This is a genomic window from Luteimonas sp. A537, assembly GCF_054052065.1.
Window position 1 is genome coordinate 1 of record NZ_JBSVRH010000004.1, and the last position, 20,628, is coordinate 20,628.

Genomic DNA, 20,628 nt, shown 5'->3' on the forward strand with positions numbered 1-20,628 from the left:
CTTCGTCTCTGACTTCTTCCTGGTCATCTGTCTCACCTCGGATTGCGATATTTAATCGCTTATCCGGGTGTCCGTGAAGCAGGGGCAGGATCAGGTCAACGCCGGCGTGGCCGCGCGCCGCCGCGACGCGGGCAGACTGCTTGCCGACCTGCAGTCACATCCCTGGCGCATCCAGTCCGCAGCACGCGGTCAAGGCCCGTATGATCCTCACGGACACCCGGATAAGCGATTCAATATCGCAATCCGAGGTGAGAGAGATGATCAGGAAAAAGTCCGTGACAAAGGCAGAACGTAAGCGGTTTAGAACAGAGTTCAAGCAGCAGGCACTGTTGCGAGCAGTGAAGGACGGGATACTGAATCGCCCCGGCTTCTTTAGACACCTCGAAGCCTCAAATTGATTGCCGCCTTTCGAACTCTACCGGAGGCAGCCCGTCGTTGTGACCGTGCTGCCTGCGGGTGTTGTAGAACATCTCGATGTAGTTGAAGACATCGGACCTGGCGTCGTCGCAGGTCGCGTAGATCCGGCGCTTGATGCGCTCACGCTTGAGGAGCTGGAAGAAGCTCTCGGCGACGGCGTTGCCATGACAGTTGCCTCGCCGGCTCATGCTGCTGACCAGGCCGTGCGCCTTCAGGAAGTCCTGCCAGTCGTGCCCGGTGTACTGCGTTCCCTAGTCCGAATGCACGAGCAACCCGGCCGGCGGCTGGCGGCGCCACACCGCCATCACCAACGCCCGCAGCACCAGATCGGTGTGCATGGTTGGCCCCATGGCCCAGCCAGCGATCTTGCGCGAGAACAGGTCCATCACCGCTGCCAGGTACAGCCAGCCTTCGTGCGTGGGAATGTAGGTGATGTCGCTGACCCAGGCGCGGTTTTCCGCCTCCGGAGCGAACTGCCGCGCCAGGTGGTTGTCGGCGACGACGGCCGGCGTGCCCCCACGCATCCCGGGGCGGCGGCGATAGCCGACCTGCGCTCGCAACCCTTCACCGCGCATCAGCCGGGCGACCCGGTGCTTGCCGCCCGGGTTCTACATCGGGGTGTAGAGGCTGTGGACGGACACACCCAGCCGGGCGGCAACCTCCGCCACCGGGTGGCCGCGATCGGTGATCTGCCGGACCGCTTCAATCCTGAACTCTTCCGCGTATCGCTTGCTGCTCATAGACACTCCTGCTGCTGCCGTGAATCAGGGCTGCAAGGTGTCTACAGAAGCCGGAGCGATTCATCGCCGCATTACTGGGCACCCCCATGGAGGAGTGGGCGGGGCAAACCTTCTGGGGCCGCTATCCGGAAAAATGGGGCAGCCTGAAACGTGAGCAGGAGGAGCTGAATAAGCTGCTGATCGGGGTGCGGGTGGATTTCGACTTCCGCAGCCGGCTCACCAATTGGGGCAACTACGGTCGGGCGGCGAGGCGCGGATTGAACCCGATTGGCAACGCGATCGAGACCGCACGCGAACTGTGGAACGGCGAGCCGGTCGGTCCTAAGATCACCCGCGAAGCTTGGGCGCGGGTGATGCTACCCGAGGTGTTGGAGCCCAGCATGCCTTGGGCCATCCGCATCGTCGCGAAAAAAGTGGACAACAAAGAAGCGTTGGTGGCGTACTACGCGCATCATCCCGGCAACGTGCCCCTCATCGACGCGCGGCGCGGCAGTCAACTAAAGCATGAGATCGGGACAGTCGAGCCGGAAGCGACGGAAGCGCGCAAGAATAACGTCTTGACGGTTGAACTATCCGCGCAGCTGGATGTGAATGTCTATCGCGATGCCTGGGCCGAGGTCGTGATCTATGGTGACCCGGAGGCTGAGGAAATACCGTTGGTGGACCAGATCCTGAGGGAGAGTTGAGCGGATGTCCGAAGATCGCGATGACGGCATGCTGGTGCCGGAGTGGAAGCAGCCGGAGCCGGAGCTGGAGTTCAGCCAGAAGCAACGGAAGACCAACCTGTACGCAAAGAAGAACCCACTGCGGGTGATGCCGAAGGACAAGCGTCAACCAGTGCATGCCAAACCGCTGACGCATAATGCGGTTGTGCGCGTTCGTCCGGATGCCATCGAAGTAGGCATAATTCAGGGCGAAGGTGGGGGGAAGTATTTAGGGGTAGGTGGCTCAATTCTTATGATTGGGCCAATTTTGCTACTTTTTGCCGCATATTCGAGTGTTTTCCGCGGCGATCCTTTGTGGTTCATCATGACTCCAATGTTGGGCGGCGGGGCGCTTTTTTTGATGTGTGTGCTATTTATTCGCAGAGGATTTTTCAGCCCTTCTGATCACCCTGTTCTGTTCAATCGTAAAACGCGAGAAGTCCATGTCTTCCCGATCAAGCGATTGAGCTTCTTCAAATTCTGGGAAAAGGGCGTGCCTGACGAACTACGCAGCTATCGCTGGGAGGACGTGCAGACCCGTACCTACCGGCGGCTGGACGTGCCCGGCGGCACTGTTGCCCGCACCGAGACGGTGATGCAGATGCTCTGCACGACGCCGAAACAGCCCACGCAAGTGGACCTGATGGTGGATCTGGGCGTAACCGGCACCTGGCGCGATACGACGCAGGTGCAACTGTGGGAACACATCCGCCGCTATATGGAGGAAGGCGGCCCGCCGCTGAATCCGGGCGATACATTGCGCAAGACCAATTACGACAAGCTGCCGGATTTTCCGCCGCACGTCGTTGCTGCAGCTGGTGGTCCGGCACTGAGCGAAGCCGAGCTCGCAAAATGGACGGTGAAGCAGGCATAGGGATCGTCGGCCATTCTCCACTATGACGTTGTCTGTTGCCAAAACGACCATCTGTCCACGGTTGCGTGCCGCATATTCCCACTGTGCTTCCGTAGGTAGATCCACCTGTTTGTCGATCTGCTGACCGATCCATTGGCAATAGGCCTGCGCGTCTTGCCAATTCACCCCGGCGGGGATGCCAGGCAAATCGCGGTAGGCTAGATCCAGCTCCTGCTGCGCTACCTTCGGCCGCCCGGTGGCCTCGGTGAATACATCGAAATCGGCGTAGGTGATTTTGAGGGCGCTCATGGCGAAGCTGCTCAGGGTGACCTCACGCAGTACATCTTCGTCGCGCTCGCCGGTGTACGGCATTTCAACGCGAGGGTCGATTGGGCCGAAGTCACCCATGGTGAAGCTGCCGCCCTTGATCTCGACCAAGCCTTTCAATGTCCTGGACTTCAGTGTCTCGATGCGTTCTTGCAACGAAGTGTCCGCGGGCGCAGTGGGGTTGGAGTTCGCTCCATGCGTCGGCGTTGTAATGACCCATTGAATTCCTGCTCAGGTGCTATTTTTCGAAGAAGACACCTATGAGCGTGATGATGGAAGAGGAAATCAAGCGTTGGACGGCCCGCCGGAAGTCGGCGCTGGTGCTGGAGATCATCCAGGGCAAGACAACAGTAGCTGAGGCCAGCGGCCAACTCGACCTGACCCCGTCGGAGATCGAAAGCTGGGTCGATGAGGGGAAGCGCGGCATGGAGAACGCGCTGCGGGCCAAGCCCGAGGACGTTCGTGATCAATACGAGCGCCAGCTCAAGGACCTGCAGGAAGCCTACGGCAAGGCCATGCTGGAGTTGCACGCTCGAAAAAATTGGCGTCCCTGTTGGGCAAGGACGAGACCTGCACTGCTTTTCGCAGGCGAAAGTCGGCGCGACAACCCGCTGCAAACCTGGCTGCGAAAGTCCAAGCTAGGCACGACGGATGCTTATGCAAGCAGGGACGAAGAGGTTCGGGCCTTCGAGGAGGTTTTCGCACTGCCACTTGAGTTGAGGATGGAATGGCGACAAGGTGCTAGCATCTTCAGGCTCCGGCTTGGCGGCACCGTGGTGGTCGAAGTAGATTCGCCACAGCTCACCAGTGAGAGCTGGATCGAGTACATCTTCCGGTTTGAAATGAGCGATGGCCGGCGGCTGACAGTTAAGGAAGGTCGCCTTGCTGGTGATCGACCCGGCACAGGGATCGTTGATCACAATAAGTTGCTGTTGGGTAGCCCGGGCCGGAATCCGGGACTATCAGCCCCTTCGACGGGATCTGTTCTGTCCCGTACAGACAAAGGTGGCGCGCGTTGGCAGCTCGTTTACAGCGAGGGCGAATTGCGGCGTGTGGGCGCTGAGCTGCGCTACTGGCCCGACCGCACGACCAACCCCGAACTGGTCGTGCCCGATGCAGGTGGAATGAAGCAGGCGATTACCCAAGCGGACGCGAAAGCATGAGTCAGGATCAGGACGAGTTCATCAGGTTGAGGCCTGAGGTCAGCCCAGGCTATGACATTGATCGAACCCGACCGCTGCGGGTGCAGCAGAAACAGACGATGTATCCGCTGTTGGTGCGGGCGTCACAAGGTTACGCCGGCGAGTTGGTGCTGGGCGCGAACCCGGCGGCGATGAAGACCCTGCCTAATGCGGATGGAATCGCGTTGGGATTTGGGATGCTCGTATCCATGGCCCTCGTTTGCGCAGGACTCTCAGTTTTTTTTCTTTCGATCACTCTGGATGAGTGGGGTCGATATACTGCGGGTTTGATCTCATCCCCTTGGTTTATGATTATAGTTATGTCGATCTCGGCTGCTGCGGCAACTGCAGCAGTAGGTGGCTGTATTCGCGTTTTCGTGAGGAAGGAGTTTGCGCGGCCAACCGTATTCAATCGTCGCGCTGGGACGGTCACCCAGCTGCAGGGCAATAAGCGTGTCGAAGCGCGATGGAGCGATCTGCATCCCTATATTGAACAAATCCGCACTGTACACGCGGCCGGTGGATCACTTGTCGAAAATTTCCACCTCGTCCAGCCTGCAGATAGTGGCTGCAATGCACGAAACCTGATCGAGATCAAGCTCCATGTTGGCAGCTCCAAGATCGCCGCGATGTACTATCGCTTCCTCTGCGATTACATGGAAGGAAACTGGAAGAACCTACCCGAAATTTACTTGCTGGGCGGTATCCGCTTGCCCCTGTGGAGGGAGTACAGGCAGCATCGCTTGAGCTTCTGGTTCGCAACCAATGACTGGGCTGATCGTAGCCAGGAAAGCAAGGTATGGATGTGGTTGCTGGTTCCGATTTGGACCGCGGGCTGGTGGCCGATGTATATCTTCACGTTCATCGGCGGCCGTCTTGGCTGGGTGCCACAGCTCAGCGAAAGCGACCTGTCCGGAACTGCTTGGGAGGAGTCGACGGATGGGCCAGTGCCGGCCGAGTTTGCCAGCAAGGTCAGTACGCGGACCCTGCATCCGCAGGAGAAGCGACTCTACATCGTGTCTTTCGTCGCCGGCCTGGTTTTGTGGACATGGTTGCCGTATGAGTTGTTCTTTCAGTACATGTTCTCTTAGCTGGCTGGCGAGCGTGAGTCGATTAGGGAAGGTCTGAAAAATTCCCTGAAAGGGTGCTTTGATTGAACGACTCCGGCAAGACGGCTTCGACCATGGACCAGATGAGCTTCGGCGACGCGGAATTCGCCAACAAGAATGAAGCGCACGCGACGCGAAGTGCTCCTGGCGGAGATGGAAGAAGTGGGCCCTGGAAGGGGCGCCTTGCAAGGATGGGGCAATCTCACCACACTTTGGAGGACTTGTTCAGACCATCCCTAGCGGCCTGACCTGAGCAGAAACGGCTGGGTCATTGCAACCCCGCCAATCGCCTCCGCGTACAGCGCGTCGTAGCTCGCGCGCATGGCTTCGATCGAGGCGCTGGCGACCACCCATGCGCGCGCCGCCGCGCCAAGCGACGCGCGCAGCGCCCGGTCCGAAAGCAGCTGTGCGAGCGCCGCGCGCAGCGCCGCGCCGTCATCGCTCTGGAACAGCAGGCCGGTACCGCCATGGCACACGATCTCCGGGTTGCCGCCGACATCACTCGCCAGTACCGGCAACGCCGCGGCGCAGGCTTCCAGCAGGGCGATCGAGAGGCCTTCGGTGCGCGAGGGCAGGGCGAACACGTCCATGGCGGGCAGCAGGCGTGCGACGTCATCGCGGGCACCGGTGAACTGCACGCGCTCCGCGATGCCGAGCGCCCGGGCCTGCTCCTCGAGCACCATGCGCATCGGGCCGTCGCCGACCAGGAGCACGCGCAGGTCGGGGAACATCGCCGCCAGCGCCGGCACCTGCTCCAGGAGCAGGCGATGGTTCTTGAGTTCGACCAGTCGGCCGACGCAGCCGATCACCAGCGCGTCGGCCGCGAGCCCCAGTGCGCCGCGGGCGGCGGCGCGCTCGGCGTCGCCGGGTGCGCGCCCCACGGGGACGCCGTTGCGCACCGCGGCCACCCGCGACGCAGGCGCCAGGCGCTGCTCGACGAGGTGGTGCGCGACCTGGTCGCCGACGCCGGCCACGCGCGCGGTGCGCATCAGCGAGAGACGGTACAGCGCCCGCAGCCGCGGCCGGGACAGCCGGGCCCCCATGTTGTGGCAGGTGTTGACCAGCGCCGCGCGCGCGCGGCCGGGCAGGGCGAGGGCCAGAGCGGCATGGTAGTTGGGTACGAAGTTGTGGCTGTGGACGATCCCGATCCGCCTGTCCGCCATCGCGCGCCCGAGCCGCGCCAAAGGGCCCAGGTCGAAGCCCGGACGCTTGCCGCCCTCGATCACATCGATCCCGGCGGCGGCGAGCTCTGGCCCGAGGCCGGCCGCGTCGGTGAGGCTGAAGATCGCCACCGAATGCCCGTGGTCGCGCTGCGCGACCGAGAGATCCGCGACCACGCGCTCCAGCCCGCCGCACTCGAGCGAGTCGACCACGTGCAGGATCGAGAGCCGCCCGTCGCCGGGCAGGCGTCGCGTGGCGGCCATCGGTGCTGCGCTCACCCGCCCGCCCGGGCCGCGGGCTTGCGGGTGACGTAATGGACCCACGGGTCCAGGTGTCGTCCGGGGTCGCGGCCCCCGCGAGCGTCGATCGTCATCGTGTCCACGAAGCCCGCGGTGGCCAGTGCCTCGCACTCCGCGGCCGGGTCGACGTAAACGGTGAGCAGGGAATGGTCATACCCTTCATCGTTGACCACGGCATGGTCCGCGGCGAAGTACTGCCGATCCTGCAGCCGCCTGCGGTTGCGGCGCCTGCGTACGTTCGTGGCCAGCGTCCGCGCGCTGCGGACCAGCATGCGGACCGGGTCCAGCGTCGGCACCAGGCGTGCAGGCTGGACCGGCGGCGGATGCCCGCCGAGGACCCCGAGGTTGTGCGACGAGTAGACGAACGCCCCGCCGGGACGGAGGACGCGGTACGTCGCCGCCAGGACCCGGCTCCGCTCCGCGTGGTCGATGTAGTCGATGCCGTTGAACGAGAACAGCACCAGGTCGTAGCCGGCGTCGGGGTGGCCGTCCAGCGTCCGCGCGTCGCCGACGCCGACCTCGGTCCCGGGGTACAGCGCACGGCAGGCTTCGGTCATTTTTTCGGAGATGTCCAGCGCGCGGTAGCTGCGGGCGACGCCCCGCAGGTAGCCCGTGGTGCGGCCACCACCCACGCCGATGTCGAGGATGTCGCCACGAACCAATGGCCAGACCTCGCCAAGCGCCGCGAACTCCGCAGGCATGAGGTGGCTGCGCGAAGCGAAGTCGTCAACCATGTCCTGGCGGTTGTATGCGTCGTAGTACATGTTCCCGACGCAGGCCTTTTCAGGCCGCGCCTTCCCTGGAGTGTCCCCGTAATGGAACGCGGATGCGGGCGCGTAGAGGCCACCGGGAGGGACATGCTCGAAGGCTTTGGCCCGCGTGGTCGTGGCCGGTTCACGGACGCATGCACGTTCTCAAGGGCAGCCACCTTTCGCCCAGCGATCACTACTTTGGCACGCCAGCAGTCGAACCAGCTTTTCAGCGGTGTGTCCGCGCTCCGGGGCGCGATGATGGTCACGGGATCGACCTACATCACCTACGCGCTGGGCATGCTCACCAGCATAGTCATCGCACGCACCCTGGGCCCCGATGATTTCGGTCGCTACGCCTACGTCGTGTGGTTGGCGGGGCTGCTTGTGCTGGTGGCCAACAACGGCATCACCACGACCGCCATCCGCTTCGTCTCCGAAAGCCTTGGGCGGGGTTCGGAAGTGGTTGCCGGAAGCGTCCACGGCTGGCTTCTAAGGCGCCAGCTCGCGAGCGCGGCGCTGGTGGCCGTCGCCTTCCTGGTGTTCCTGCCGCAGTTCAAGCCCACCGGCTGGGAGCGCGAGGGCCTGGGCCTGTTCGCCGCCGCCACGCTTGTCGCCGGCATGTGCAAGGCCTGGTTCATCTTCGATGTCTCGATCGCCAAGGGTCATGGCCACTACGGCATCGAAGCCGGAGCCACGGTGGCGATGAGCCTGTTCAACATCGCCGCCGTGCTCCTGTTGCTGTGGACGGGAGCAGGACTCGAATCCTATGTCGTGCTGTTCGCGGTCGTGGGTGCGGGGCATGCCATCGCCGGGCGGAGCCTGCGTCGCCGCGCGGTGCTGCTGCCCAATCACACGCCGCTGGATGCCGTGCTGAAGCCCCGCGTGCGCAGTCACCTGTGGTGGACGGTATTGCTGGTGCTTGCGTGGGCGCTGGGCAACAAGTCGATAGAAACCTGGTTGCTCAACCGCACCGTGGGAGCCGCCGCGGTGGGCTATTTCGCGATCGCGGCGGCGCTGACCCGCGGCGGCATCGACATGCTGTCTTCCGGCCTGGGCACGGTGCTGATGCCAATGATGTCGCATGCCTACGGCTCGGGTGGAGGCGAACGCGCGGGCGTCATCGTGGCCGGGGCCGTGCGCTACTACGCGGCGCTGGGCCTGCTGCTTGCCGGTGCCGGAGCGCTGGCCGCGCCGGCGCTGGTGGTGCTGCTGTACGGCGATGCCTACGGCGCGGTCGTGCTGCCGCTGCAGGTGATGGTGGTGGTTGGCGGACTGACGCTGGCCGAAGGTGCCTTCGGCGCGCTGCTGTCGACCACGGACAACCAGAAACTGCGCGTGGGCTTCGTCGTCCTGTCGCTGGTGGTGACCGCGTCGCTGGCGATCTACATGGTGCCGCGCCATGGCCTGGCCGGTGCCGTGCTGGCACACGCGGTATCGCGGATGCTGGTGTTCGCCGTGACCTGGGTCGGCATCACCCGGCTGCTGGCCTTGCGCATGCCCTGGCGTGAACTGCTCCGGCTGATGGCCGCGGCGGCTACCGCGTTGCTGCCGGCGCTGGTGCTGGTGCGGGTGCTGCCCGGATCGTGGGGCGGGCTCGTGGCGGCCACGGCCTACGTGCTGGTCTATGTCGTGGCCAGCGTGGGATATCGCGCATGGCGCAGGGACGATGCCCGCATCCTCGCCGGCCTGGGCCAGCGATATCCCCGCCTGGGTGCATGGGCAAGCACCATGGCGCTGCGCCTTGCCGGCGGTGGAGTCGCGCCGTGATTCTTCTGTTCTGGAGCTGCGTGGGCCTGGTGGGATTCACCTATGCCGGCTATCCACTGTGCATGTTGCTGCTTGCCCGGATCGCGCCGCGTCCGGTCGTCGCTCGCGCCGGGGCGCCGCTGCCGATGGTAAGCGTGGTGGTGCCGGTGCATGACGGCGAGGCCATCGTCGCAACCAAGCTGCGCAATCTGCTGGCGCTGGACTATCCGGGCGAACGCGTCGAGGTGCTGGTCGCCTGCGACGGTTGCAGCGACGGCACGGCGGACGCTGCGCGCGGCATCGACGATGCGCGCGTGCGCGTGCTGGAGTTCACGCCGCGGCGCGGGAAGGCGAGCTGCCTGAACGACGCCGTGGCGGCGGCGACCGGCGAGGTGCTGTTGATGGTCGACGTCCGCCAGCGGATCGAGTCCGGCGCGCTGCGGGCGCTGGTGGCGCACCTGGCCGATCCGGCGGTGGGTGCCGTGGGCGGGCAGCTTCGTTTCGAGGATCCCGACACCGGCTTCGCGGCCAGCGTCGACGCCTACTGGCGCTATGAGTCGTCGATCCGGCTGGCCGAGGCGGCCAGCGGCTCCGTGGTCGGCGTCAGCGGTGCGCTGTATGCGATGCGCCGCGCGTTGTTCCGGCCGCTGCCGGCCGAAACGGTGCTCGATGATGTGCTGGTGCCCATGCAGGTGGCCGCACAGGGCGCGCGCGTGACCTGGCAGCCGGCCGCGGTGGCCTGGGATCGCGCCTCGGATTCATCGGCCGGCGAGCGCGTGCGCAAGGTACGCACGCTGGCCGGAAACCTGCAGCTGGTGCAGCTTGCGCCGTGGCTGCTGGATCCAAGGCGGAACCCGCTCTGGTTCCGCTTCGTGGGACACAAGCTGCTGCGCCTGGCCGCGCCGTGGGCGCTGCTGGCCATGGGTGCCGCCGCGCTGGTGCTGGCGCGTGGCCATGTTTTCTACCTGGCCTGCGCGATCGCCGCCGCCATCGGGGTTGTGCTGGTTGCGCTGGCTCCGCGCATGCCGATGCTTGCGGCAATCTTTCCGGTGCGCATGCTCGTGGCGTTCGTGCACATGAACCTGTTCGCGGCGCAGGCTGCGTTCGCCTTCGCGCGCGGCCGCAGGCTGCACCTGTGGTGACCGGCTGATGTTCGCCTTCCTGTGCATTGCCTTCTATCTGCTGCTGGTGCTGGTGCGCCCGCAGGAGTATCCGCAGATGGCGGGGGCGGGCATTCCGCTGCTGCCGATCGCTCTGGTCGGCGCCCTGCTGGCATGGCTGGGCTCGCGTGAAAAGCGCTTCGACGAACCGCAGTACCTGATCCTGCCGGCCTTCGTCGTGATGACATCGCTGTCGATCGCGCTCAACGGTTGGGTCGGTGGCGCGGTCGAGCACTTCACTCTGTTCGCTCCCAGCCTGGTGGCCTTCGTGGTCCTGGCCAATACCACCACCACGCCCAGGCGCATGACCTGGGTAATGGTGGTGTTCACTGCCAGCGCCGCGCTCATGGCAGTGCACGGCGTGGACCAGAAGTCGACTGGCGTCGGCTGGACCGGCATGCCGCTGGTGGACGACGGCCGCATCCAGTACCTGGGGATCTTCAGCGACCCCAACGATCTTGCGATGCTGTTCGTGATCTGCCTGCCCATGGCCGTGTACCTGGCCAGTCGCGGCGGCCTGCTTGGGCTGCGCCGGATGCTGTGGCTGGGCGTGGCGGGGCTTCTGCTCTACGGGATCTATCTCACCAATTCCCGCGGCGGCATGCTGGCCGTGGCGGCGATGCTGGGCGTCTTCCTGTGGGTGCGGCGCGGTCTGGCAAGCGCGCTGATCGTGGCTGCGGTGGGACTGGTGGCGATGCGGCTGCTGCCTTCGCGATTGAACGAGCTCGACGTTGCGGAACGATCGGCATCAGGCCGGGTGGAAGCCTGGTACGAAGGCATCCAGATGTTCATCGGCAGCCCGCTGTACGGCGTCGGCACCGGGAACTTCACCAATTACCACCATCTCACCGCGCACAACTCGCTGGTCCTGGTGCTTGCCGAAAACGGAATCATCGGCTTCGGGCTGTGGTTCGCTTTCATCGGCTACTGCTTCTGGATGATGGTCCGCATCCTGCGCCAGGCGCCGCCGGGCAGCTATCCGGGGCAGCCGCCGGCATGGGACGGGGACGGGGACGGGGACGGCGCGGCAGCGGCGTCCGACTCCGCCTGGGACACGGCCCTGGTCGAGCAGTGGCGCCGTGACCGCGCGATCGCGACCGCCCTGCTGGTCTCGCTGGCGGGCTTCGCGGCCACGGCGTTCTTCCTCAGCCGCAGCTACATCATCCTGCTCTACCTGCTGGCCGCGGTGGTGGTCGCGCACTCCACCGCGGTGCGCGAGCGCTTCCCGGCCATGCCTGCCTTCCGCCTTGGCGGCGACGTGATCCGCTGGGTGCTGCTGGCGGGCCTGGTCACGGTCGGCTTCTACGTGCTGCTCAGGCTCCTGCTGGTGATGTCGTGACCCGGCCGCGGATCGCGCTGGTCACGCCGAATCTCCCGGTGCCGCACGACCTCGCGCGCGGCCGCTACATCCACGAGACCGCGCGCGCACTTTCGCGGCTGGCCGATGTGCGCGTGTACTTCCCGCAGGTCCGCCACCCGCGCCTGCCCGGACTGGCGCCCAGGACATTCCTCGGCGGAATCGTCGACCCCGGCTACTCGCTCGATGGCATCGACCTCGAGCCCTACACCTATCCGGGCTTTCCCGGTCTGTCGCGCGCAAGCAACGGCTTCGTTGGTGGCCGTGCGCTGGCGCCGCGGCTGCGACGCTTCGCCCCCGACATCGTGCTCGGCTACTGGATCTATCCCGACGGCAACGCGGCGCTGCGTGCCGCACGGGCGCTGGGCGTGCCGTGCATCGTCGGCGCGCGCGGCTCCGACATCCACATGCGCTCGGGCATGGCGGCCTGGCTGACCCGGAAGACGCTCCATGGCGCCGACGCGGTGCTGACCGTGAGCCAAGCCATGCGTCGGGCCGTGATCAGCGATTTCGGCGTGGATGCATGCATGGTCAGCACGATCGTCAACGGCGTCGACACCGCGGTGTTCCATCCGCGCGACCGGCAAACGGTGCGGAGGCAGCTGGGCATCGACCCGGCGGCGAAGCTCGTGACCTACGTTGGCCGCCTGGTCGAATCCAAGGGCATGCATGAGCTGCTCGAAGCGTTCGCCGCGGTCCACGTCCGGGAGCCGAACGCCATGCTTGGCCTGGTGGGCGATGGCGTCATGCGTGAACGGCTTGCGCGAATGGTGGCCGAGAGCGGCCTGGCGGCACGCGTGCGCATGACCGGCGGCCTCGAGCCGCTGCAGGTCGCGGAGTGGATCGCGGCGTCCAACGTGCTCACGTTGCCGAGCTGGTCGGAGGGCTATCCGAACGTGCTCGTGGAAGCGCTGGCCTGCGGGTGTCCGGTGGTTGCCACCGACGTTGGCGGCGCAGGCGAGATCGTTGCTTCCGGATCGGGGATCCTGGTGCCGGCACGCGACCCGGCGCGGCTCGCGCAGGCGCTGGACGAGGCGCTGGCCCGCTCCTGGGACCACGCGTCGATCGCGCGGGCGATGGCGCGAAGCTGGGACGACGTGGCGCGCGAGACCTTCGCGGCCTGTGCGGACGTGCTTGCGGCCCACGCGGCCGGGCTTCCCGGCCCCACGCCCGCAGGCCCGCGCTGAGCGGTGCCGTCCGGTACGCACCGGTATTTACGTCTTTCATGGCGACACGGGGAGATCCGGCGTGCACGGGCGTGCCGTCCGGAGCCCGTCACCCAACCGAGGCGCACGAGACGCAATGGATTACAAGGCGACCATCAAGCCGTTCATCCTGAACAATTTCCTGTTCACCGACGACAGCGGTGCCGTTGCCGACGACACCTCGCTGATCCGCGGCGGCATCGTCGACTCGACGGGCATCCTGGAGCTGATCGAGTTCCTCGAGTCGGCCTACGACATCCGGGTGAGCCCGGAGGAAATGGTGCCGGCCAATTTCGACAGCATCGACAGCATCAGCACCTTCCTTGGCCGCAAGGCGGCGGGCGGCGTGCAGTGACCACGCTTGCCGACCGCCTGCTGGCCACGGCGGCACGCAGGCCGTCGGCAGCTGCCATCGGCGACGGCGATTGCCGTGCGGACTATGCCGCGCTGGCGGCGTCGGTGCTGCGCTTCGCCGGGGTCCTGCAGGCACGTGGGGTCGTCCCCGGGGATCGCGTGGCGCTGGTACTGCCCAATCGCTACGAGGCGGTGGTGGCCTGCTATGGCGTCTGGCTTGCCGGTGCCGTGGTGGTGCCGCTCAACGCACAGGCCAGCAGGCGCGAGCTCGCGGCATGGCTCGCGCACTGCGAGCCGGCGCTGGTGCTGGCCGCGTCCGGCGATGTGGAGTCGGAGGCGGCGCTCGAGGCCACCGTCACTCCTGGTCGCCGGATGCTGCTGGGGCCACGCAGCGACGCGGCCTGGCCGGAAGCGGCGGCGCCTTCGCCGGCGAAAGCGCTGGGGGCGTCCGGTGCCGCCTGCGATCTCGCGATGATCATGTACACCTCCGGCACCACCGGTGCGCCCAAGGGCGTGACCCTTTCCCACGCCAATGTCGTGGCCAACGTCGACGCCGTGGTTGCGGACCTCGGCCTGGTCGCGGACGACTGCACGGTGAGCGTCCTCCCTTTCTACTATTCGTACGGTGCCTCGGTGCTGCACACGCACCTTGCCGCCGGCGCCTGCGTGGTGCTCGAGCCCAACCTGGTGTTCCCGCACCTGGTGGCCGGCACGCTGGAGAGGGAAGCGGCCACCGGGTTTTCGGGGGTGCCCTCGACCTTCGCCCTGCTGCTCGAGCGCCGTGTGCTGGAGGGACGCACGCTGCCGCGCCTGCGCTATCTCACCCAGGCCGGCGGAGCGATGACGGTGGCGCTGGCCGGACGTCTTCGCGAGCTGCTTCCGGGCGTGTGCCTGCACATCATGTACGGCCAGACCGAGGCCACCGCGCGCCTGGCCTCGGTGCCTCCGGCGCGCCTGGACGACAAGCCCGGCTCGGCCGGACGGCCGATCCGCGACGTGCGCCTGCAGGTCCGCGACGAGGCCGGGAACGCAGTGTCCGCCGGCGTCGAAGGCGAGGTCTGGGCCGCCGGCCCCGGGATCATGCGCGGCTACTGGCGCGACCCGGCCGCGAGCGCACTGGTCCTGCGCGACGGGTGGCTGCGTACCGGCGACCTCGGCCGCATGGACGCCGAAGGCTACCTGTTCCTGGCGGGCCGGCGCAGCGACATGATCAAGACCGGCGCGCATCGCGTGCATCCGCTGGACGTCGAGGAAGCACTTCTCGAACACGCCGGCATCGCCGAAGTCGCGGTGGTGGGCGTCGCGGACGAGGTCCTGGGCCAGGTGGTCCATGCCTGGGTTGTCAGGCGCGACCCGGGCCTCTGCGAGAACGCCATCCGCGCCCACTGCCGCGGCCGACTGGCCCCCTACAAAATCCCGCGCCGCGTCGACTTCGTGTCCGCGCTGCCGCGCACCGCTTCCGGCAAGGTCAGGCGCGCCAGCCTGGCCCGGCCGGAGAACCTGGAGGCGACACCGTGAGCGAACTGGGCTACGACGTGCTGGACATGGACCTGGAAGCGGAGGCCGACCGGATCGCCGCCTGGCTGCGCGAGAGCACCGCCAGGCGACTGCATCGTCGCGGACTGGTGGTCGCGATCTCCGGGGGCATCGACTCCTCGTGCTGCGCGGCGCTGGCGGTGCGCGCGCTGGGGCCGGAGCGGGTGGTCGGCCTGATCCTGCCCGAGCGCGACTCTTCCGACGACAGTGCAGGACGCGCCGGGGTCCTGGCTTCGCATCTCGGTATCCGCGTGGAGACGGTCGACATCGCGCCCGCACTGGAGGCGATCGGCTGCTACCGCGAGCGGGACGCTGCGGTGCGCCGTGCGCTGCCGGGCTACGGCGAAGGCTGGCGCTTCAAGATCGCGATCGACGGCGGCACCGAAGGCCGGATCAACGTGTTCCGGCTGGTGGCGGAAGATCCCGATGGCGGACGGCACGACTGCGTCCTGGGGCTTTCGGAATACCTGCAGATCGTGGCCGCCACCAACTACAAGCAGCGCATCCGCAAGACCATCGAGTACTACCATGCCGACCGCCTCAACTACGCGGTCGTGGGTACGCCAAACCGCTTGGAATACGACCAGGGCTTCTTCGTCAAGAATGGCGACGGCTCGGCCGACGTGAAGCCGATCGCGCACCTGTACAAGACCCAGGTCTATGCGATGGCGCGGCATCTCGGACTTCCCGAACGCGTCTGTGCGGCCGTCCCGACCACGGACACCTACAGCCTGGCGCAGGGCCAGGACGAGTTCTACTTCGCGCTTCCCCATCGTGAAATGGACCTCGCCCTCTGGGCGCTGGAACACGACCGCCCGGCGGAAGAGCTTGGGCGCGCGCTCGGCATCGGCACGGAGCAGGCGGCCGCGGTGTACGTCGACATCGGCAACAAGCGACGTACCACGCGCTACCTGCACGAGCGTCCGCTGCTCATGCGCGGGGCGACGGTGCTGGAGGAGGTGGCGGCTTGAACCTGGAGTCGACGCCCATCGTCTCCGCGTATCGGATCAGCGACGGCGAAGACATCGGCGATTGCCGCGAGGCCGCGATCGCAGCCTGGCGCGGCAGCCTCGGCGATGACGATGCGCTCCTGGGTGCGCGCTATGACGCCATCTGCCTGCGCTCGCCCTTCGGGCGGCCGGTGCTCCGCTTCGTCGAGCACGTGGACGACGGCATCGTCGGCCTGCTTGCCCTGGCCCCGCGCAAGATGCGCGCCGGTGGGCGCGAGCTTCGGGCTGGCGTGCTGTCGCACCTCGCGATCCAGCCCGCGCATCGCTCGCTCGGGCCGGCGCTGATGCTGCTCGAATCCGTCCTCGAAGCCGCGCAGGATCGGTTCGACCTCGTGTACGGCATACCCAATGCGAGCCAGGGAGCCGGTGCCGCGCTCAGGCGTGCAGGCCTTCGCCCCTTGGCCGACATGGAGCGCAGCGTGCGCATAGTCCGCCACGGACATTATCTGGCGCGTCGCCTGCCGCGCCCGTTGGCGATGCCGGCGCGCCTGGCGGGACTGGCGGTGGATGGCGGCGACGCGGTATCCAGGGCCTGGCGTTTGCGGGCCGGGCCTCGACTTCGGGCGCGCTGGGTCGACCACGTCGACCCGGCGATGGACGTGGTCTGGTCCACGACGCCCCGCCATCCGCGGCTCACGGCGGTGCGCGACGAAGCAATGCTGCGTTGGCGCTTCGACCAGGGCGTTGGCATTCGCATCCGCTACCTGCTGGTGGAAGATGCCGCTGGACGCTTGCAGGCGTGGTTCGCATGCGGCGTCGAGCCGCCGTGGCCGCACATCCTCGAGGTGCACGATTTCTGGTCGGCGGGTGCCTGCGCCGGGATCGCGCTGCCGTCGCTGCGCGTACTGCTGCGCGAGGCGCGGCGACAGGGATACGCGGCGATCGGTCTGCGCGCGGCCATGGATGCCGATGCGGCCGCGCCCTGGCGTGCGTCCGGCTTCAAGAGCCGCGGTGGCCAGCAGGTGGTCGTACGCTGGATCGACCCGGCGCTGGACGCCAATCCGCCGCCGCCACATCTGACCTATATCGACCAGGACGGTTGAACGATGCCGATCAATGAAGCCAAGCCCGAGGCGTCGATGCCGGGCGACTGGAGCAGGGACGCCGTGCTGCGCGGTGAACTGCTGCCGCTTGAGCGTTGTCCGGACCTCGCCACGGACTGGATCGCACTGCAGGACGTCGCTGCCTGTTCGCCGTTCGCAAGCTGGCAATGGGTGTCCACATGGCTGGAGCACCTGCCTGCCGGGATCCGGCCGATGGTGTTCCGTGCACGCGACGCGCATGGTGGCGTGGCTGCGCTGGCGCTGCTGGTGGACGCTCCGGAGCAGGGCGGCGCGCGCTGGCTGGGGCGGCGTTCGTGGCATCTCCAGGAGACCGGGGATGCCGGGATCGACGAGATCACCATCGAGTACGCAGGCCTGCTGGCCAGGCCCGGGTGGCTGCCGGCCGCGTGGCGTTCACTGTTCGATGCACTCGACCTGCTGCCGCGGGACTGGCGTCGCCTGCGCATCTCCACCTCGGCGCAAGGCGAGGCCATCGCCGCGGCGCTGCCGCAGGACATGCAGGCGACCAGCGTGCGCTCGCGGCCCTGCTACCAGGTCGACCTCGCAGCCGTGCGCGACGCGCCCGGTGGCTATCTCGAAGTGCTTGGTCGCAAGGTGCGCGGCTCGCTGCGACAGTCCCTGCGCGCCTACGAGTCCCTGGGGCCCCTGCGCGCCGAAACGGCGGCGGACGTGCGCGTTGCGCTGGACTGGTTCGACGCCTTCGAGCAACTCCACACGCAGCACTGGCAGTCCCGCGGGGCCGGCGGCTGCTTCGCGAGCCCGTTCTTCCGCCGCTTCCACCGCACGCTGATCGAGCGTTCCAGCGACGATGGCTTCGCGCGCATCGTCCGCGTGACCGCCGGCGACGCGCTGGTCGGCTATCTCTACAACCTCGGCTGGCAGGGCAATGTCTACTACTACAACGCGGGGATGAACTACGGTCTGCTGCAGCGCCATGACCGGCCGGGCATCGCCTCGCTGTACGCCGCGGTCGAGCAGGCCGCGGCGGCCGGCGAGTCGGCCTTCGATTTCCTCGCCGGCGACCAGGAATACAAGCGCAGGCTGTCGAGCACGGAGCACATGCTGCATTCGATCGACGTGCGCCGATCGGGCATGCGCGCCACGGCCGAGCGCATCGGCGCCGGGCTTGCGCAGCGCGGGACCCTCGGGGTCCCCCTCGGCGAAGCCCTGGCGATGACGCCATCCACGCAGGAGGCCTGAGGCCATGGACGCGGTCAACGCGGCGGCAAGCGTGCGCAAGGTGCTTTACCACCATCGCACCCAGGGCAAGGCGGTGGAGGGCGTGCATATCCGTGGCATCACCGATGCGCTGCGCCGCGAAGGCGTGGACGTGGACGTGGTCTCGCTGCCCGGCGCGGATCCCTATGCTTCGCCCGGGGCGATGTCACCGACGCGGCAGGCCCGGCCGTGGATGAAGCTGGTGACCGGGCTGCCCGAGCCGGTGTTCGAGCTCGTCGAGCTCGCCTACAACCTGGTGGCCGGCTGGCGCGTGCGCGGCTGGCTCCGGCGCAACCCCGACGTCGACTTCATCTACGAGCGCTATTCGCTGTTCATGTACGCCACGATCTGGCTGGCGCGGCGCAGCGGCGTCCCGATCATCCTGGAAGTCAACGACTCGGCCATCGTCGAGCGCGTGCGCCCGCTGTCGCTGCGCCGCCTGGCCATGGCGATCGAACGCCGCGCCTTCCGCGACGCCGACGGCCTGGTCTTCGTGTCCAGCGTGTTCCGCGACCGCGCGCGCGCGGCGCATCCGGACATGGCCCCGGCGATCGTCACGCCGAACGCGGCCGACATCGCGAAGTTCTCGTTCACCGCGGAGCAGCGCTCGCAGGCGCGCGAGCGCCTGGGACTGGAAGGCAGCGTGGTCTGCGGCTACCTCGGTGCGTTCGTGCCCTGGCACGCCATCGATGCCTTTGTGCACCGGATCGCCGGTCGCCTCGCATCTGCGCCCGGCCTGAAGCTGCTGCTGGTCGGCGACGGCGCGACGTATCCCGCGCTGCGCGCCTTCGTGGAGGAACGCGGGCTGTCGCGGCAGGTCGTGCTGACCGGCCGCGTCGCCCACGACGAGGTGCCCGGGCTGCTGTCGGCGATGGACATGGCGATCCTGCCGAGTGCCGGCGACTACACCTCCCCGGTGAAGCTGTTCGAGTTCATGGCCTGCGCCGTGCCACCGGTGGCGCCGGACTTCGAGCCGATCCGCGAGGTGCTGGACGAGGGCACGACCGGTTGGATGTTCCCGGCCGGGAACCTCGACGCGGCGGTCGACGCCGTCATCGCGCGCAGCCGCGCGCCCGAAGACCTCGCGCGCGTGGGCGGCAATGCCCGCCGGCGCGTGGCCGAGCGCCACCAGTGGCGTAACAACATCCTGCAGCTGGTGGACTTCCACCGTCGCCTGCAGGCAACACGGGACCGTACGACTTGAACAACGAACACGCCCGCCCGGGCACGCCTTCCTGGCCCGTCGACGCCGCCGGTGAACTGATGGTCGGCGGCCGGCCGCTGTCGCGGGTGGTGGCCGAGGTCGGCCGCACGCCCTGCTACCTCTATGACCGCGGGCGCATCGCCGACAGAATGCACGCCCTGCGCGCGGCCCTGCCGGACAGCGTCCGCGTGCACTACGCGATGAAGGCCAACCCGATGCCGGCGCTGGTCGGCCACATGGCGCGCCTGGCCGACGGGATCGACGTCGCATCGGCCGGCGAACTCCGCGTGGCCCTGGATGCCGGCGCGGATCCCGTGCAGGTGTCCTTCGCGGGCCCGGGCAAGTCCGACGCCGAGCTCGCCCAGGCCCAGGCGGCCGGCGTGCTGGTCAATGTCGAGTCCTTCCGTGAGATCGACATCCTGGCGCGTGCCGCCGCGGCCACCGGCACGCCTGCGCGCGTGGCGCTGCGCGTCAACCTGCCGTTCGAACTCAAGGCCTCCGGCATGAAGATGACCGGCGGCGCGCGGCAGTTCGGCATCGATGCCGAGGAGGTTCCCGCCGCTCTGCGCGCGATCGCCGCGGCGGGCCTGGCCTTCGAGGGCTTCCACATGTTCGCCGGCTCGCAGAACCTGCGCCACGCGGCCATCGTCGAGGCGCAGTCGCGCAGCTATGACCTGGCCATGGAGTGGGCCGGCCTGCTGCCGGCACCGCTGCGCAGCCTGAACCTCGGGGGCGGCTTCGGGATCCCCTATGCCGCGAACGAGTCGGTGCTGGATGTCGGTCCGGTGGCCGAAAACCTGGCCGGCCTGGCCGCGCGTCTTCGCGACGACGCCCCGGGCGCGCACCTGGTGATCGAACTCGGCCGCTACCTGGTGGGAGATTCGGGCCTGTACGTGTCGCGCGTGGTCGATCGCAAGATATCGCGCGGCCAGGTGTTCCTGGTGGTCGACGGCGGCATGCACCACCACCTGGCGGCATCGGGCAACTTCGGGCAGGTCATGCGCCGCAACTACCCGGTGGCGGTCAACGGCCGCCCCGGCGCCTTCGAGACCGCCAGCGTGGTCGGCCCGCTGTGCACCCCGCTGGACCTGCTTGGCGACCGGATGGAGCTGGGCGTCGCGGAGCCGGGCGACCTGGTGGTGGTGTTCCAGTCCGGTGCCTACGGGCGCAGCGCCAGCCCGCGTGACTTCCTCGGCCATCCCGACGCCGCGGAGGCGTTGGTCTGAAGCCT

General features: G+C 67.3%; 18 protein-coding genes and 3 pseudogenes. 16 read left to right on the plus strand and 5 right to left on the minus strand.

The annotated features are described in order from the left end of the window. Positions 1-389: 389 nt before the first annotated feature. Both ACW7GZ_RS10770 and ACW7GZ_RS10775 read right to left on the minus strand, forming a co-directional pair. Positions 390-1,016, minus strand: a pseudogene (locus ACW7GZ_RS10770) (IS3 family transposase); the annotation flags it as partial. A 9-nt stretch (positions 1,017-1,025) separates the two neighbouring features. Continuing rightward, positions 1,026-1,157 (minus strand): transposase, encoded by a 132-nt coding sequence (locus ACW7GZ_RS10775; protein WP_457009167.1) that lies wholly within the window; start codon positions 1,155-1,157, stop codon positions 1,026-1,028. Between the two features lie 86 nt (positions 1,158-1,243). Here ACW7GZ_RS10775 and ACW7GZ_RS10780 point away from each other — a divergent pair, with 86 nt between their 5' ends. Next, positions 1,244-1,843: a hypothetical protein gene (locus tag ACW7GZ_RS10780; RefSeq protein WP_457009169.1), complete on the plus strand. Its 600-nt coding sequence runs from the start codon at positions 1,244-1,246 to the stop codon at positions 1,841-1,843. A gap of 4 nt (positions 1,844-1,847) precedes the next feature. After that, on the plus strand, positions 1,848-2,735 hold the full coding sequence (locus ACW7GZ_RS10785) for a DUF6708 domain-containing protein (RefSeq protein ID WP_457009171.1): 888 nt from the start codon (positions 1,848-1,850) through the stop codon (positions 2,733-2,735). Between the two features lie 72 nt (positions 2,736-2,807). Here ACW7GZ_RS10785 and ACW7GZ_RS10790 read toward each other — a convergent pair. After that, positions 2,808-3,197 (minus strand): annotated as a pseudogene (locus ACW7GZ_RS10790) (formylglycine-generating enzyme family protein); the annotation flags it as partial. Positions 3,198-3,301: 104 nt separating this feature from the next. Here ACW7GZ_RS10790 and ACW7GZ_RS10795 point away from each other — a divergent pair. The 3 genes and pseudogenes from ACW7GZ_RS10795 to ACW7GZ_RS10805 all read left to right on the plus strand — a co-directional run. After that, positions 3,302-3,612, plus strand: a pseudogene (locus ACW7GZ_RS10795) (DUF1153 domain-containing protein); the annotation flags it as partial. Positions 3,613-3,763: 151 nt separating this feature from the next. Further along, positions 3,764-4,204, plus strand: coding sequence for a hypothetical protein (locus ACW7GZ_RS10800; protein WP_457002017.1), 441 nt, complete (start codon positions 3,764-3,766; stop codon positions 4,202-4,204). Next, positions 4,201-5,313, plus strand: a complete 1,113-nt coding sequence (locus ACW7GZ_RS10805) for a hypothetical protein (RefSeq protein ID WP_457002019.1) — start codon at positions 4,201-4,203, stop codon at positions 5,311-5,313. The genes ACW7GZ_RS10800 and ACW7GZ_RS10805 overlap by 4 nt, the downstream gene beginning before the upstream one ends. Positions 5,314-5,567: 254 nt before the next feature. Here the strand turns inward: ACW7GZ_RS10805 and ACW7GZ_RS10810 are convergent, their stop codons facing one another. Both ACW7GZ_RS10810 and ACW7GZ_RS10815 read right to left on the minus strand, forming a co-directional pair. Beyond that, complete coding sequence (locus ACW7GZ_RS10810; RefSeq protein WP_457009173.1) at positions 5,568-6,755, minus strand: glycosyltransferase; 1,188 nt, start codon at positions 6,753-6,755, stop codon at positions 5,568-5,570. 11 nt (positions 6,756-6,766) lie between these two features. After that, the gene (locus ACW7GZ_RS10815) at positions 6,767-7,555 is read right to left on the minus strand and encodes a class I SAM-dependent methyltransferase (protein WP_457009175.1); all 789 of its coding nucleotides are present in this window, start codon (positions 7,553-7,555) and stop codon (positions 6,767-6,769) included. A gap of 243 nt (positions 7,556-7,798) precedes the next feature. On the opposite strand from ACW7GZ_RS10815, the gene ACW7GZ_RS10820 reads away from it, so the two are divergent. The 11 genes from ACW7GZ_RS10820 to ACW7GZ_RS10870 all read left to right on the plus strand — a co-directional run bounded on the left by ACW7GZ_RS10820 (position 7,799) and on the right by ACW7GZ_RS10870 (position 20,623). Further along, entirely contained in the window at positions 7,799-9,310 is a 1,512-nt protein-coding gene (locus tag ACW7GZ_RS10820; RefSeq protein WP_457009612.1) for a lipopolysaccharide biosynthesis protein, read from the plus strand. Continuing rightward, positions 9,307-10,431 (plus strand): glycosyltransferase family 2 protein, encoded by a 1,125-nt coding sequence (locus ACW7GZ_RS10825; RefSeq protein WP_457009177.1) that lies wholly within the window; start codon positions 9,307-9,309, stop codon positions 10,429-10,431. The genes ACW7GZ_RS10820 and ACW7GZ_RS10825 overlap by 4 nt, the downstream gene beginning before the upstream one ends. A gap of 7 nt (positions 10,432-10,438) precedes the next feature. Beyond that, positions 10,439-11,788 (plus strand): O-antigen ligase family protein, encoded by a 1,350-nt coding sequence (locus ACW7GZ_RS10830; protein WP_457009179.1) that lies wholly within the window; start codon positions 10,439-10,441, stop codon positions 11,786-11,788. Next, positions 11,785-12,993, plus strand: coding sequence for a glycosyltransferase (locus tag ACW7GZ_RS10835; protein WP_457002028.1), 1,209 nt, complete (start codon positions 11,785-11,787; stop codon positions 12,991-12,993). Before ACW7GZ_RS10830 ends, ACW7GZ_RS10835 begins: the two co-directional genes overlap by 4 nt. Before the next feature lie 115 nt (positions 12,994-13,108). Continuing rightward, complete coding sequence (locus tag ACW7GZ_RS10840; protein ID WP_457002029.1) at positions 13,109-13,366, plus strand: acyl carrier protein; 258 nt, start codon at positions 13,109-13,111, stop codon at positions 13,364-13,366. Continuing rightward, the gene (locus tag ACW7GZ_RS10845; RefSeq protein WP_457009181.1) at positions 13,363-14,883 is read left to right on the plus strand and encodes a class I adenylate-forming enzyme family protein; all 1,521 of its coding nucleotides are present in this window, start codon (positions 13,363-13,365) and stop codon (positions 14,881-14,883) included. Before ACW7GZ_RS10840 ends, ACW7GZ_RS10845 begins: the two co-directional genes overlap by 4 nt. Continuing rightward, positions 14,880-15,872, plus strand: coding sequence for an NAD(+) synthase (gene nadE, locus ACW7GZ_RS10850; protein WP_457002032.1), 993 nt, complete (start codon positions 14,880-14,882; stop codon positions 15,870-15,872). The genes ACW7GZ_RS10845 and nadE overlap by 4 nt, the downstream gene beginning before the upstream one ends. Continuing rightward, entirely contained in the window at positions 15,869-16,954 is a 1,086-nt protein-coding gene (locus ACW7GZ_RS10855) for a hypothetical protein (RefSeq protein ID WP_457009183.1), read from the plus strand. The genes nadE and ACW7GZ_RS10855 overlap by 4 nt, the downstream gene beginning before the upstream one ends. 3 nt (positions 16,955-16,957) lie before the next feature. Further along, entirely contained in the window at positions 16,958-18,175 is a 1,218-nt protein-coding gene (locus ACW7GZ_RS10860; RefSeq protein ID WP_457002035.1) for a GNAT family N-acetyltransferase, read from the plus strand. Between the two features lie 4 nt (positions 18,176-18,179). Next, the gene (locus tag ACW7GZ_RS10865; protein WP_457002037.1) at positions 18,180-19,397 is read left to right on the plus strand and encodes a glycosyltransferase family 4 protein; all 1,218 of its coding nucleotides are present in this window, start codon (positions 18,180-18,182) and stop codon (positions 19,395-19,397) included. After that, a complete protein-coding gene (locus ACW7GZ_RS10870; RefSeq protein ID WP_457009185.1) occupies positions 19,394-20,623 on the plus strand; it encodes a pyridoxal-dependent decarboxylase, exosortase A system-associated in 1,230 nt (409 codons plus the stop codon). Before ACW7GZ_RS10865 ends, ACW7GZ_RS10870 begins: the two co-directional genes overlap by 4 nt. Positions 20,624-20,628: the final 5 nt, after the last annotated feature.